Origin of the sequence: Rhizobium sp. Rhizsp42, from assembly GCF_047304155.1 — a bacterium.
Classification (GTDB): domain Bacteria; phylum Pseudomonadota; class Alphaproteobacteria; order Rhizobiales; family Rhizobiaceae; genus Rhizobium.
This window is the reverse complement of sequence record NZ_JBGLYS010000005.1, coordinates 121,197-135,244: the sequence shown is the minus strand read 5'-3', so window position 1 is coordinate 135,244 and position 14,048 is coordinate 121,197. Positions and strand designations below refer to the sequence as shown.

The following is a 14,048-nucleotide window of genomic DNA, read 5'->3' as shown; positions in this document are numbered from 1 at the left end:
CATGAGCAAGCTCTTCGAACCGACGCAGGTTGGCGATATCGCTGTCAAGAACCGCATCGTCATGGCCCCGCTGACCCGCAACCGCTCGCCGGGCGCCGTGCCGAATGACCTCAACGTCGAATACTACACGCAGCGCGCCTCCGCCGGCCTGATCGTCACCGAAGCGACCGCGATCACCCACCAGGGCCAGGGCTATGCCGACGTCCCCGGCCTCTACAGCAAGGAAGCGCTGGATGGCTGGAAGCGCGTGACCGATGCCGTGCACGCCCATGGCGGCAAGATCGTCGTCCAGATGTGGCATGTCGGCCGTATCTCGCACACGACGCTGCAGCCGAACGGCGGCAAGCCCGTCTCCTCGAGCAACAAGACCGCTAAGTCGAAGACCTATCTCGTGAACGCCGACGGTACCGGCAGCTTCGCCGAGACCTCCGAGCCGCGCGCGCTTGAAACCGCCGAGATCGCCGGCATCGTCGAGGATTACCGCAAGGCCGCCCGCGCCGCGATCGACGCCGGCTTCGATGGCGTCGAGATTCACGCCGCCAACGGCTACCTGATCGACCAGTTCCTGCGCGCCGACATCAATGACCGCACCGACCAGTATGGCGGCTCGATCGAAAACCGCGCCCGCTTCCTGTTCGAAGTGGTCGACGCGATCACCAAGGAAATCGGCCCGCGCGTCACCGGCATCCGTATCTCGCCGGTCACTCCCGCCAACGATGCATCTGACGCTGCGCCGCAGCCGCTCTTCAACTATGTCGTCGAGGGCCTGGCGAAGTACGACCTCGCCTTCATCCACGTCATCGAAGGTGCTACCGGCGGCGACCGCAACTTCCAGCAGGGCGACAAGCCCTTCGACTATGCCGGCCTGCGCGCCGCCTATGAAAAGGCCGGCGGCAAGGCAAGCTGGATGGTCAACAACGGCTATGATCGTCAGCTCGCCATCGACACCGCCGAAAGCGGCAAGGCCGACCTGATCGCCTTCGGCAAGCCGTTCATCGCCAACCCCGATCTCGTCGAGCGTCTCAAGGCCAACGCCCCGCTCAACGAAATCGACCAGGCCACCCTCTATGGCGGCGGCCCGAAGGGCTACATCGACTACCCGGCCCTCGAAAAGGTCGCCTAATCAACACCAATGCCTCGAAATCCCGCCATCAGGCGGGATTTCTCTTTCTGGCCCATGTCATTCTGGGTCCACGTCATTTCCCTTTCTGGCCGCGAGCGGCTAGCATCCCCTCATGTTCAAGACCTATCTCGACCGCTGGCACCTCACCCCTGACGGCGAGCCTGTCGTCACCCACTCCAGCCATCTCCTGCCCGTGCTATGGCGCGACAAGCCGGCCATGCTGAAGCTGAGCGCCGACGAAGCCGAGCGATCGGGCGCCGCCGTGATGCACTGGTGGGACGGAAACGGTGCGGCGAAGGTCTATTGCCACGACGCCGATGCGATCGTGCTCGAGCGAGCCCAAGGTCGCCGCTCGCTGCTCGCCATGGCCGCTGAAGGCGAGGACGACGAGGCAAACCGCATCCTCTGCGACACAGTCGCCAGACTGCATGCGCCACGCCAGACACCGAAGCCGCCGCTCATTCCCCTTGCCCGATGGTTCCGCGATCTCGCACCGGCCGCCGGCAAATACGGCGGCGTGCTCACCGATTGCCACGAGATCGCCACCGCCCTGCTCGCCGACCCGCGTGACAAGACCGTCCTGCATGGCGACATCCACCACGGCAATGTCCTCGATTTCGAAGGACACGGCTGGCTGGCGATCGATCCGAAGGGCCTGGTTGGCGAGCGCGGCTTCGACTACGCCAACATCTTCGCCAACCCGGAACTCTCGACGGCCACCGATCCCGATCGCCTCCGTCGCCAGTTGCCGATCATATCCGCTGCCGCCAACATCGAGCCCATGCGCCTGCTGCGCTGGATCACCGCCTATTGCGGCCTCTCCGCCGCCTGGTTTCTCGACGACGGCATGCTGTCGGAAGCGCAAAGCCCGCTGACGGTCGCCCGCATCGCGCTCGCGGAACTGAGCCAAGGCTAGCCACGCGGCGCCACTGCGCCTGCCACCTCACCGTCCATCCGCCCGTCAAGGCAGCCGAGCGACAGCAAGGTCGTCCTGATGGCCTCATCAATCGGCGTCTGCGGCTCAAAGCCAAGTTCCGCCACCAGCCGGTCATTGCGCATCCGGATCGGCTCGCGCCAGAGATAGCGCATCTCCTTCAATTCGCGCATGAAGGTCACGAAGGGTGCCGCCAGCGGCACGACGAACCAGGGAAAGCCCCGCACCTTCACCCGACCGCCAACGGCGCGCCTGATCGCCTCGACCATCTGCTGCCCATCGCGATCCCAGAAGCCGTCCATGTGATAGACTGCGAAACCAGGCAGCCGGTCACGGCGCTCGACCAATTGCACCATCGTTTCCGCCACGTCAGGCAGATAGGCCCACTGATGCCCCACACCCTTGCGTGCCGGGTTGGTCACGGTGGAAACGGGCTTGCCCGGCGTGATCATGCCCTGCGAGAACCAACTGCTCGCCGCCCCCGGCCCAAAGAAATCGCCGGCGCGCACGATAATGACGGGCGCCCCCTCTCGCGATCCGGCCTCAAGCCTCTTTTCCATCTCGACGCGGATGCCACCCTTCTTCGTCACCGGATGCTGCGGGCTATCCTCGCGCAGAACAGGAAACGCGTCCGGTCCGAAATTGTAGACCGTGCCGGGAAGCACGATCGTTGCCCCGACCGCCTTGGCGGCCGCGATCGTATTGTCGAGCATCGGCAGCACCAGCTTTTCCCAGTCGCGATAGCCGGGCGGATTGACGGCGTGCAGGATCAGGCTCGCTCCTTCAGCGGCGGCCATCACATCGGCCGCGCGCATCGCGTCCCCCTGCACCCACTTCAAACAGGGCTCGGCGGCGCGCGCCTTCTCTACATTGCGGTTCAGCGCCCGGACATGCCAGCCGCGTGAAACAAGCTTGCGGGCAACCGCGCCGCCAATGCCACCGGTTGCTCCGAGTACAAGTGCGATCTGCTGTGTCATCATCGTCTCCATCTGTTGATGAAGAGATCATGCGCTCTCGCAGAGATAAACGAAATTGACGAAATTCTTATCTCATCTATACGTATTTGAATGACCACGGAGCCAAGCTGGGATTTCTACCGCACCCTTCTCGCCGTACTCCACCACGGCTCGCTATCGGCCGCCGCCCGCGAGCTCGGCCTGACGCAGCCGACCATCGGCCGCCATATCGACGCGCTGGAAGAGATCGTCGGCACGCAACTCTTCGTCCGCTCGCAGAGCGGCCTGATGCCGACCGAAGCCGCCCTCGAACTCAAGCCCTATGCCGAAACGCTGGCCTCAACCTCCGCCGCCCTGCTCCGCACTGCCTCCGGCCACCGCGACCGCATCGCCGGCCCGGTCCGCATCAGCGCCAGCGAAGTGATCGGCGTCGAGGTGCTGCCCTCGATCCTGGCGCCGCTGATGGAGCAGTACCCCGAGCTCGAGATCGAGCTCTCCGCCTCCGACGCGGTCGAGGATTTGCTCAGCCGCGAAGCCGATATCGCCGTGCGGATGAGCGAGCCGACACAGGACGCGCTGGTGGTACGCCGCATCGGCGATATCCCGCTCGGCTTCCACGCCCATCGCCGCTACCTCGATCAACGCGGAACACCACAAACGCTGGCCGATCTAAGCAACCACCGCCTGATCGGCTTCGACCGGCACACCGGCTATGTCAGGACGATGCTGAAACGCTACCCTGTCTTCGCCGACCTCACCTTCGGCTTCAAGGCCGATAGCACGCTGGCGCAGATGGCGGCGATCCGCTCGGGATTGGGGATAGGGATGTGCCAGGCAGGACTGGCGGCGTCGGATGAGGATCTCGTCCACGTTCTGCCGCAGGCGTTTCAAATCCCGCTTGCGACCTGGGTGGTGATGCACGAGGCGATCAAGACCTCGCCGCGCTACCGCGTCACCTTCGACGCGCTGGTCGCGGGCCTGCTTGACTATATCAGGGAAGGAGCGCTCGGCCGCCGGGACTGACGGAACGCCTCATGAAGAGTGCGATCGGTCAGGCGCGTGGCGACGTTGCGGCCTGGTGGGTCTTCCAGTTGCCATCGACCACCTCGGTCTCCGGACGGTCGCCACCCTCGGCATATTCCTCGTGCCACTTGCCCTTGTCGTCCTGCCAGCTGATCTCGGCGGAATCGCCGCCGACCTGCTGCTCGGCCGCCACGATACGGGCCGCCTCAAGCGCTTCGGAATGTGTCGGGAAGGCCTCGGAATACACGTTTCCCAGCCGGTAGGCCCAGCCGCCATCGTGCTGGACGACTTCATAGACCACCTTGACCATGCACTTCACTCCTCTTTTGCTTGGTTCAACACACCGAACCAACAGGATCGAATCCTGTTTAGCGCGGTGCCATCTGGCAAAAAGACGAGAGGCGCCGCGATATGCTTCCGGCTGACCGATGAGGCAGTATTCCATTAAATGCCCAAGACTGCAAACCTGCCCCGCGCAATCGCCGACTTGATATGTGAAATCATCGCCTTAGACTTGATACATGAATCAAGATCGGAGCTCGACGTTGGGGATAGTGTCACGCCTGAAAACCGAACGGTACCTGCTGATTGCGATTGCGGTCGGCGTGGCGGCGTTTCTGTCGGAACACGCGATCATGGAGATGGGCCAGGGCGCGGCACTCATCGCGGCTGCCGCCCTCGTCGTCACCATCGTGCTCGCCTCGATGCGCGTGGCCCATCACGCCGAAATCCTCGCCATCAAGGTCGGCGATCCCTATGGCACGATGATCTTGACGCTCTCGGCGGTTGCCGTCGAGGTCATCATCCTCGCCATCATGATGTCAGGCGAAAGCTCGCCGACGCTGGTGCGCGACACGATCTATTCGGCGCTGATGCTCGATATCAACGGCATCCTCGGCCTCGCCGCCCTGCTCGGCGGCCTGAAGCATGGAGAGCAGCCCTATAACGACAACTCCGGCAAGACCTATGGCGTGATGATCCTGACGGCCATCGGCATCTCGATGATCGTCCCGGAATTCGTGCCAGACGAGAAATGGCACTATTATTCCGCCTTCACCATCGTCGCGATGATCGCGCTCTACGCGCTTTTCCTGCGCATGCAGGTTGGCCAGCACAGCTACTTCTTCAGCTACAGCTACCCACGCGCCGAGCGCAAACAGGACGCATCGGAGGACCATGGCGACGAAGGGTCGACGGCGGTCTCGATCGCCACGATCCTGGCAGGCGTCGTCGTCATCGGAGCACTCGCCGAGTTCATGTCGGCCTTCATGACGACCGGCCTCAAGGACACCGGCGCGCCAATCGGCCTCACCGCGCTGGTCGTCGCGACCATATCGGCCGCGCCCGAGATCCTGACCGCGCTTCGCGCAGCCTTGAAGAACCGAATGCAGGCAACCGTCAACATCGCCATGGGCGCCTCGCTTTCGACCGTCATCCTGACCGTCCCGGTCATGGAGGCGATCGCGCTCTACACCGGCCAGCCCTTCATCATGGCAATGACGCCGGTGCAGACGGTGATGGTCACGATCACCCTGATCGCCGCCGCCATCAACCTCAACGATGGCGAGACCAACGCCATCGAGGGCATGACGCACTTCATCCTCTTCGCAACGTTCCTGATGCTGGCGAGCCTGGGGTTATGACGATCGAGAAGCTCAGCGGCAGATAGAATCCGAAATCAACGCCTTACGGCGAAAACCTGAATCGGATTGCCAAGCAGGAAGGCGGATTACGCCGCGATCTTGTCGTAGAGAACGGCGCGATTGCGCCCGCTATCCTTGGCGGCATAAAGCGCCGCATCGGCCATTTTGAGCAGGTCGCTCCAGGAGCGGCCCGCATCCGCGCTCGTCGCAACGCCGATGCTGACGGTGAGCGGCACGCGTTGACCGTTGCTGTCCACTTCGAGCTTGCCGATCACATCGACCAGACGCTCGGCCGCCTTCATGGCTTCCAAGGCGTTCGTCTTCGGCAGATAGGCCGCGAACTCCTCGCCGCCGAGACGCGCGAAGCTGCCGCTGGCATTGAGGTTGCGGCGGATCGCATCGGCGAAGCTGACGAGCACCTGATCGCCGGTATCATGGCCGAAACGATCGTTGACCTGCTTGAACAGGTCCAGATCCATCAACAGCAGCGCATCGTCGCCGCGCATGACCTTAGGCATCCGCGAGGTGAACCAGCGGCGGTTGCCGACGCCCGTCAGCATATCCGTATCGGCCACATGCCGCAGCGCCGCCTCGGCGCGCTCCTTCACGAGGATGATCACGAAGAGCGCGATGGCGAAATGGCAGATGATGCGGATGAAGAACGCCCAGCGCGGCGTCATCGGAGCGATTGCCGGCGTCAGCATGGCAATGACGATGAGCAAGGCGAGAATCGACGACAGCGCGATCACGCAAGACAGCACGATCCGCACTGGCAGCCGTTCCGGTCGCCGATCGTGCAGCACGGTGGCCGTGGCCGCCGCCAGCGACAGGAAGGAAACGAAATTCCCGACCGCGCCGCGAAGCGCGTCGACCAGGTAGAATTGCGTCACGACCGCGGTCACGATCAGCACCGCTGGAATGACCAGCACGAGCCAATCGATCCGCCGCCGTCGGCCGCTGCTGAGCTGGCGCATGCCGACCCAGAAGACCGAATAGCCGATGAGGCCGAATACAAAGGTGCCGAACGTCCAGATTTCATGGGAGAGCACCGAACGCTCACCCAGCCCAGCCAAGGTCGACGACATCGCCAGCGACAGGAAGCCGATCGCCAGCGTGCCCAGCCCCTCGCCGCGCTTCGACTGCCAGCGCGTGTAGAGAAAGCAGAGAGCGCCGACGAGAAACGAGCATTGATGCAACAGGAGAACCGTTGCGAGATCGAGCTGGAAGGATTGAAGCGTCATGATCCGGAGGCAATGAAATCTATAAAAACACCGCACCAATAGACGCCAGTCATTAGCGATCCTTAAATGGGCGGGAGCAAAACACACCCGCAACAAAAAACCCGCCGTCGCCGGCGGGTTTCGAAGTTCAAAGCAAGACTGCTTACTTGCAGGCGCCGCAGAAGCGCTGGATGCGCTTGCAGGCTTCTTCGAGCTGCGCTTCCGAGGTCGCGTAGGAGATGCGGAAGTTCGGGCCGAGGCCGAAGGCCGAGCCGTGAACCACGGCAACGCCTTCCGATTCCAGCAGTTCGGACACGAAGTCCTCATCCGTCTCGATGACCTTGCCCGTGGGCGCCGTCTTGCCGATCAGGCCGGCGCAGGACGGGTAGACGTAGAAGGCGCCTTCCGGGTTCGGGCACGAAATGCCCTTGGCCTGGTTCAGCATCGACACGACGAGGTCGCGGCGGCCTTCGAAGATCTTCTTGTTCTCGGGAATGAACGCCTGCGTGCCGTTCAGCGCCTCGACGGCGGCCCACTGCGCGATCGACGATGCGCCGGAGGTCTGCTGGCCCTGGATCATGTCCATGGCCTTGATCAGCTGGATCGGGCCGGCCGCGTAGCCGATACGCCAGCCGGTCATCGCGTAGGCCTTCGATACGCCGTTCATGGTGAGCGTGCGGTCATAAAGCTTCGGCTCGACTTCGACGGGCGTGACGAACTTGAAGTCGCCATAGGTCAGGTGCTCGTACATGTCGTCGGTCAGGATCCAGACATGTGGATGCTTGAGCAGCACGTCGGTGAGCGCCTTCAGCTCGTCATGCGTATAGGCGGCACCCGACGGGTTGGACGGCGAGTTGAAGATGAACCACTTCGTCTTCGGCGTGATCGCCTTGTCGAGATCTTCAGCCTGGAGCTTGAAGTTGTTTTCCTGCGTCGTCATGACGGTAACAGGCGTGCCACCGCACAGCGCTACCATTTCAGGATACGACACCCAGTAAGGAGCCGGGATGACGACTTCATCGCCGGCATTCAGCGTCGCCATGAAGGCGTTGAAAAGAATCTGCTTTCCGCCGGTGCCGACGATCGTCTGCTCCCAGGAGTAATCCAGGCCGTTCTCGCGCTTGAACTTCGCGGCAATCGCCTTGCGCAGTTCAGGGATACCGGAAACCGGCGTGTACTTCGTCTCGCCGCGGTTGATCGCGTCGATCGCCGCCTGCTTGATGTTGTCGGGCGTATCGAAGTCCGGCTCACCGGCGCCAAGACCGATCACGTCACGGCCTTTTGCTTTCAACTCGCGCGCTTTCTGGGAAACGGCGATGGTGGCGGAAGGCTTCACACGGGAAAGAGCATCGGCAAGAAAGGCCATGATATCGGTCCTATACGGTTGATTTTAGCAGACGGCCGGGGCCGGATTTCTGCGCTACGGTCTATGTCCAATGTAGGCAGGCTTTTCAAGGCCAAAGGCGTGATGAAACGGATGATTCTTCGTGATCATTCGCGCTATCGGGATCGTGATTCGCATAATCCGAAGCCACCCGCCCGACGCGATCCCGATTTACGCCCTGAAATCAAAAACTTCGCCAAATCGGCCCTTCGCCACGAATTGGCCGCAACAAATGCCGTGGCATGCCGCAATTCGGTCGCGAGCCCGCCGAGATCGAAGCCGCATTCTTGCATCTCCGAAATTGGTTACTGAGGGCATGCCATGTTTCTGGAAGATGAAGTCACCATCAGGCGGCTGCGCGCCGCCCGCGTTTCCATATCCCTGCTGATCGCATTCGTGGCATTCGCCGCCTCCATCCTGGTTACATCAGGACTGGTGACGGCCGCCTATGCCGCCGAGGAAAGCCAGCCGAAAGCCAGCGAGCTCGCTGGCCTGATCAAGCCGAACGACGTCAACAGCGGCTCGCTGCTCTTTCCCGCCAAGGAACCCGGCTTCTTCGTCGAGGCGCCGCGCCTGAAGACCGACGTCGAGATGGATGTCACCGGCCCCATCGCCCGCGTCAAGGTCACGCAGCGCTTCCAGAACCCGAGCAAGGGTTGGGTCGAGGGCACCTACGTTTTCCCGCTGCCCGAAAATTCGGCCGTCGACGTTCTGAAGATGCAGATCGGCGACCGCTTCATCGAAGGCCAGATCAAGCCACGACAGGAAGCCCGCGAAATCTACGAGCAGGCCAAGGCCGAGGGCAAGAAGACCGCGCTGTTGGAACAGCAACGCCCCAACATCTTCACCAACCAGGTCGCCAATATCGGCCCCGGCGAAACCATCGTCGTGCAGGTCGAATACCAGCAGACGGTGCACCAGTCCGGCGGCGAGTTCTCGCTGCGCTTCCCGATGGTCGTGGCACCCCGCTACAATCCGGCGCCGATCGTCCAGACCGTCGAGTTCAACAACGGCGCCGGCTTCGCCGTCCCGTCCGATCCGGTCGAAAACCGCGAGAAGATCACCACACCGGTGCTCGATCCGCGCGAAAACGCCAAGATCAACCCTGTCGCGCTGACCGTAAAGCTAAAGGCCGGCTTCCCGCTCGGCGATGTCAAATCCTCCTTCCACGATGTCGATATCAAGACCGACGGCGACCAGAACCGCGTGATCGCGCTGAAGGGCGAAACCGTTCCCGCCGACAAGGATTTCGAACTCACCTGGAAGGCCGCGCCCGGCAAGACGCCGAGCGCTGGCCTGTTCCGCGAAGTGCGCGACGGCAAGACCTATCTTCTCGCCTTCGTCACCCCGCCCGCGACGCCGGATGCGAACGCTGTCCCCGCCAAGCGCGAGGTCGTCTTCGTCATCGACAATTCCGGCTCCATGTCCGGCCCGTCGATCGAGCAGGCGAAGGAGAGCCTGGCGCTCGCCATCTCGAGGCTCAACGCCGACGACCGCTTCAACGTGATCCGTTTCGACGACACGATGACCGACTATTTCAACGGCCTCGTCGCCGCCTCCCCTGACAATCGCGAAAAGGCGATATCCTATGTCAGGAGCCTGAACGCCGATGGCGGCACCGAGATGCTGCCGGCACTGCAGGACGCGCTGCGCAACCAGGGCTCGGTCGCGGCGGGCGCGCTGCGCCAGGTCGTCTTCCTCACCGACGGCGCGATCGGCAACGAGCAGCAGCTCTTCACCGAAATCACCCAGAACCGTGGCGACGCCCGCGTCTTCACCGTCGGCATCGGCTCGGCGCCCAACTCTTACTTCATGACCAAGGCCGCCGAGATGGGCCGCGGCACCTTCACCCAGATCGGCTCCACCGACCAGATCGCCACGCGCATGGCCGAGCTGTTCGAAAAGCTGCAGAACCCCGCGATGACCGATATCGCGGCGACCTTCGAAAACACCAAGGCCGAGGACATCACCCCCAACCCGATGCCCGACCTCTACACCGGTGAACCCGTGGTGCTGACGGCAGAACTGCCGGACGCCAAGCCGACGGGCAAACTGCAGATCACGGGCAAGACCGGCGTCCAGCCGTGGCGCGTCGAGATGGATATCGCCAACGCCGCCGATGGCCAGGGCATCTCCAAGCTCTGGGCACGCCGCAAGATCGACGATCTTGAAGCCCGCGCCTATGAGCGCCAGGACCCGACAGCGCTCGACAAGGATGTCGAGATCGTGGCGCTTGCCCATCACCTCGTCTCGCGCATGACCAGCCTCGTCGCTGTCGACGTCACCCCGTCGCGCCCTTCAGACAAGCCGCTGGACTCCGCCAAGCTCCCGCTTAACCTGCCTGATGGCTGGGACTTCGAGAAAGTCTACGGCGAAACGCCCCCCGCCCCGCAGGCACCTTCAGGCAACGGCCCCGACCATGCCATGGCTGCCCCACTGCAGCAGGTGGCCGAGCTCGCGGCAACCCGCATGGCGGCCGCCCCGACACCCAAGGTGGCCAACCTGATCGCCCAGCGCTCGGCCTCCGTCCAGCTGCCGCAGACCGCCACCCGCGCCGACGAGCAGATCGCCCGTGGCCTGACGCTGATGATCCTGGCGCTGGTGGCCGCAAGCGGTCTGATGGCGTGGAGACGCCGCAACGCCATGGCGGGAGGGACCCGCCGTGGCCATTAGAACGGGCAGAACCAGCGGAGCCGGACCGGCCGATGACTTCGGCCCGCTTCCCACCTATCTGGAACTCGCCATGGCGACAGCGGCGGCAACCGCCTTCGACGCACCCGACAACAAGCAGCCATCCGCGCTATTGCCGCGCTTTTCCGTGGTCGAGAAGGTGATCGCTGCAGGCATCGCCATCCTGGCGATCTACGGGATGATCCTGATCGGCGACGGCATCTATATCAAGGCGAAGGCGCAGCTGTCGCAATTCCTGCTGGCGCGCGCCTTTGCGGCCGAACTGCGCGGCGAGGACGCCAAGCCCTGGCCCTGGGCCGACTTCACCACCGAGGCGAAGGTCAGCGCCCCCCGCCTCGGCAAGCAGGCGATCGTTCTCTCCGGTGCGTCCGGCGAGGCGCTCGCCTTCGGCCCCGCATGGCTGACGAACACGCCGCAGCCCGGCGACGAGGGCACATCCGTCATCGCCGCCCATCGCGACACCCACTTCCGCTGGCTGAAGGACGTCAAGCCGGGCGATGAGATCGAGGTGACGCGCCGTGACGGCGAACGCCTGATATTCAAGGCCGGCGAAGGCCGCGTCGTCTCCTGGGACAACAGCGGCATCGACCCGGCCGCACATGGCCATAACCTCGTGCTGGCAACCTGCTGGCCCTTCGGCGCCACCGAACGGGGACCGCTCCGCTATATCGTCGAGGCAGAGCTTGTGGACGCGAAAACGACCGGCTCCGTTCAAGGCCGAAACACAATGCCGTTATCCCCTCTGCCTTGAGGGTTGAACCAAGGCGCACTCTCCTCCAAGTCTCAGGCAGGAATGGTGGATCGATATTTGTAAGTTGGCATTAGGGGATGGGGAATGAGATCAGTTTCGACACTTCGGCTCGGTAAAGCGCCAGGGATTGGCTTGTTGCTGACGGCGATCCTTTCCCAATCCGCCCCGGCGATGGCTGCCGACACGGTCGAGACCAAGAAGGTCCAGGTTCAGGTCGAAACGATCGCCTCGGGGCTGGAGCACCCATGGGCGGTGGCCGTCCTTCCCGATGGCGGCTATCTCGTGACCGAACGCCCAGGCCGCTTGCGGATCATCCGCGACGGCAAGCTTTCCGCACCGATATCCGGCGTGCCCAAGGTCTACGCCAGAAGCCAGGGTGGCCTGATGGATGTGGAACTGGCACCCGATTTTGCGACCTCGCGAACCCTCTATCTCACGGCCGCGACCCCGGGTGACGGCGGCTCCGGCACCGAAGCCTTCAGCGCCACGCTTTCGGCCGATGGAACCGCGCTTGATAACGTCAAGTCGATCTTCAAGATGCGCAAGTTCACCAGCGGCGGCATCCAATATGGCTCGCGCATCGCCATCGCCAAGGATGGCTCGCTCTTCATCAGCATCGGCGACCGCGGCGATCGTGACCGCTCGCAGGACTGGCAGGACGATGCCGGCGCGATCGTCCATATCAACGCCGATGGCAGCATCCCCAATGACAATCCCTTCAAGGACGGCGCCAAGGCGCTGCCGGAAATCTGGTCGAAGGGCCACAGGAACCCACAGGGCATCACCTTCGACGCCGCCGACGGCAAGCTCTACACCGTCGAGCATGGCGCGCGCGGCGGCGACGAGATCAACGGCATCGAGCCGGGCAAGAACTACGGCTGGCCGATCATAACCTACGGCCGCGACTATTCCGGCGCCGAAATTGGCGAAGGCACCGCCAAAAAGGGGCTAGAGCAGCCGCTCTATTATTGGGATCCCTCGATCGCCCCTGGCGCTGTCGCCATCTATCGCGGCAAGATGTTTCCGGAATGGAATGGCGACTTCCTGGTCGCAGCCCTCAAGTTCCAACTCCTGTCGCGCATGCAGCGCGATGACAGCGGCGCTTTCGTTGCTGAGGAGCGCATCTTCGACGGCGCCTATGGCCGCATGCGCGATATCGTGGTGGCGCCCGATGGCGCGCTTCTGATCGTCACCGATGCGGATGATGGTGCACTGCTGCGCGTCTCCAGGGCACCCGCCAACAACGGCTGATCTCATCGGTAGGCGTCGCCTTGCTGCGGTCGAACGAAACTGGTAACGGTCGCCCATCTCGACCACTTCCGTTTCGGCCGCAAAGCGCTAACCCCGTCTGGCCGACCTCCCAGATTGAGGCTGACATGACGCGCATACAGGCGAACCTTGTTCTATTGCTGGCTGGCGCCATATGGGGCGGCGGCTTCGTCGCGCAGTCGACGGCGATGGAAACGATCGGTCCGCTCTGGTTCGTCGGCCTGCGCTTCGCGATTGCCACCGTCGCCGTGCTACCCTTCGCGCTGATCGAGGCGCGCAAGAGCAAGACCAAGACCAGCGGGCGCCACGCGATGCTCTATCTGCTGATCGGGCTGACCCTCTTCGGCGTCATGATCACCCAGCAGATCGGTCTCCAGACGACGACGGTCACCAATTCAAGCTTCCTCACCGGCCTCTATGTCGTGATCGTTCCGATCATCGCCGTGGTTTTCCTGCGCCGGGCGCCGCACTGGATCGTCTGGCCTGGCGCCTTGATGGCCTTGACCGGCATCTATCTGCTGTCGGGTGGCGACATGTCGGCCCTTTCGCGCGGCGATATCCTGACGATCTTCTGCGCCGTCTTCTCCGCCGGCCAGATCACGCTCGCCGGCATCATCGTCTCGGAGACCGGCCGAGCCCTGACACTGTCGGTGGCGCAGTTCGCCGTCACCGCCGTCCTGGCGCTGGCAGCCGCCGTCATTGTCGAGCCCATCAGCCTGGCGGCGATCTGGGACGCGGCGCCTGAGATCCTCTATGTCGGCATCTTCTCGTCAGGCATCGCATTCTCGCTGCAGATCATCGGCCAGCGCTACACCACCTCCTCGCAAGCCGCCATCTTCCTGTCGTCGGAAGCGCTGTTTGGCGCGGCGCTCGGCGCTCTTGTGCTGGGCGAGAAGATCTCCGCTCTCGGCTATGTCGGCTGCGCGCTGATGTTCGCGGCAATGCTTCTAGTTGAAATCGTCCCCGAGATAGCCCGCCGACGTCGCCAAAACGGCCTGCTTATCGGCCAAAATCCGGGCTGAAGCCGAAAATATGAAAAAAAGTTTAACGTTCG

At 63.2% G+C, this 14,048-nt stretch carries 12 protein-coding genes; 8 read left to right on the top strand and 4 right to left on the bottom strand.

Going from position 1 to position 14,048, the window contains the following annotated elements; all coding sequences use genetic code 11:
• Nucleotide 1 precedes the first annotated feature (1 nt).
• Both ACCD05_RS07875 and ACCD05_RS07870 read left to right on the top strand, forming a co-directional pair.
• Nucleotides 2–1,123 carry an alkene reductase gene (locus ACCD05_RS07875; protein WP_413392019.1) on the top strand — a complete coding sequence of 374 codons (1,122 nt, stop codon included), beginning with the start codon at nt 2–4 and terminating at the stop codon, nt 1,121–1,123.
• Nucleotides 1,124–1,235: 112 nt separating this feature from the next.
• Nucleotides 1,236–2,039 carry an aminoglycoside phosphotransferase family protein gene (locus ACCD05_RS07870; RefSeq protein WP_413392018.1) on the top strand — a complete coding sequence of 268 codons (804 nt, stop codon included), beginning with the start codon at nt 1,236–1,238 and terminating at the stop codon, nt 2,037–2,039.
• On the opposite strand, the gene ACCD05_RS07865 is transcribed toward ACCD05_RS07870, so the two are convergent.
• Complete coding sequence (locus tag ACCD05_RS07865; protein ID WP_413392017.1) at nt 2,036–3,034, bottom strand: SDR family NAD(P)-dependent oxidoreductase; 999 nt, start codon at nt 3,032–3,034, stop codon at nt 2,036–2,038. The two genes, ACCD05_RS07870 and ACCD05_RS07865, sit on opposite strands and share 4 nt — an antisense overlap.
• 90 nt (nt 3,035–3,124) lie before the next feature.
• Here ACCD05_RS07865 and ACCD05_RS07860 point away from each other — a divergent pair, with 90 nt between their 5' ends.
• The gene (locus ACCD05_RS07860; protein WP_413392016.1) at nt 3,125–4,036 is read left to right on the top strand and encodes a LysR family transcriptional regulator; all 912 of its coding nucleotides are present in this window, start codon (nt 3,125–3,127) and stop codon (nt 4,034–4,036) included.
• Between the two features lie 28 nt (nt 4,037–4,064).
• Here ACCD05_RS07860 and ACCD05_RS07855 read toward each other — a convergent pair whose 3' ends face one another.
• Nucleotides 4,065–4,346, bottom strand: a complete 282-nt coding sequence (locus ACCD05_RS07855) for a DUF2188 domain-containing protein (protein WP_018897419.1) — start codon at nt 4,344–4,346, stop codon at nt 4,065–4,067.
• Nucleotides 4,347–4,581: 235 nt separating this feature from the next.
• On the opposite strand from ACCD05_RS07855, the gene ACCD05_RS07850 reads away from it, so the two are divergent.
• The gene (locus ACCD05_RS07850; protein ID WP_413392015.1) at nt 4,582–5,679 is read left to right on the top strand and encodes a calcium:proton antiporter; all 1,098 of its coding nucleotides are present in this window, start codon (nt 4,582–4,584) and stop codon (nt 5,677–5,679) included.
• Between the two features lie 86 nt (nt 5,680–5,765).
• On the opposite strand, the gene ACCD05_RS07845 is transcribed toward ACCD05_RS07850, so the two are convergent.
• Entirely contained in the window at nt 5,766–6,920 is a 1,155-nt protein-coding gene (locus tag ACCD05_RS07845; protein ID WP_413392014.1) for a GGDEF domain-containing protein, read from the bottom strand.
• Nucleotides 6,921–7,062: 142 nt separating this feature from the next.
• Nucleotides 7,063–8,265 (bottom strand): pyridoxal phosphate-dependent aminotransferase, encoded by a 1,203-nt coding sequence (locus ACCD05_RS07840; RefSeq protein WP_413392013.1) that lies wholly within the window; start codon nt 8,263–8,265, stop codon nt 7,063–7,065.
• A gap of 339 nt (nt 8,266–8,604) precedes the next feature.
• On the opposite strand from ACCD05_RS07840, the gene ACCD05_RS07835 reads away from it, so the two are divergent.
• The 4 genes from ACCD05_RS07835 (at nt 8,605) to ACCD05_RS07820 (ending at nt 14,016) form a co-directional block, all read left to right on the top strand.
• Nucleotides 8,605–10,956 carry a marine proteobacterial sortase target protein gene (locus ACCD05_RS07835; protein WP_413392012.1) on the top strand — a complete coding sequence of 784 codons (2,352 nt, stop codon included), beginning with the start codon at nt 8,605–8,607 and terminating at the stop codon, nt 10,954–10,956.
• Nucleotides 10,946–11,725, top strand: coding sequence for a class GN sortase (locus ACCD05_RS07830; RefSeq protein WP_413392011.1), 780 nt, complete (start codon nt 10,946–10,948; stop codon nt 11,723–11,725). Before ACCD05_RS07835 ends, ACCD05_RS07830 begins: the two co-directional genes overlap by 11 nt.
• A gap of 171 nt (nt 11,726–11,896) precedes the next feature.
• Nucleotides 11,897–12,976, top strand: coding sequence for a PQQ-dependent sugar dehydrogenase (locus ACCD05_RS07825; RefSeq protein ID WP_413392075.1), 1,080 nt, complete (start codon nt 11,897–11,899; stop codon nt 12,974–12,976).
• Between the two features lie 125 nt (nt 12,977–13,101).
• A complete protein-coding gene (locus ACCD05_RS07820; protein ID WP_413392010.1) occupies nt 13,102–14,016 on the top strand; it encodes a DMT family transporter in 915 nt (304 codons plus the stop codon).
• Nucleotides 14,017–14,048 lie beyond the last annotated feature (32 nt).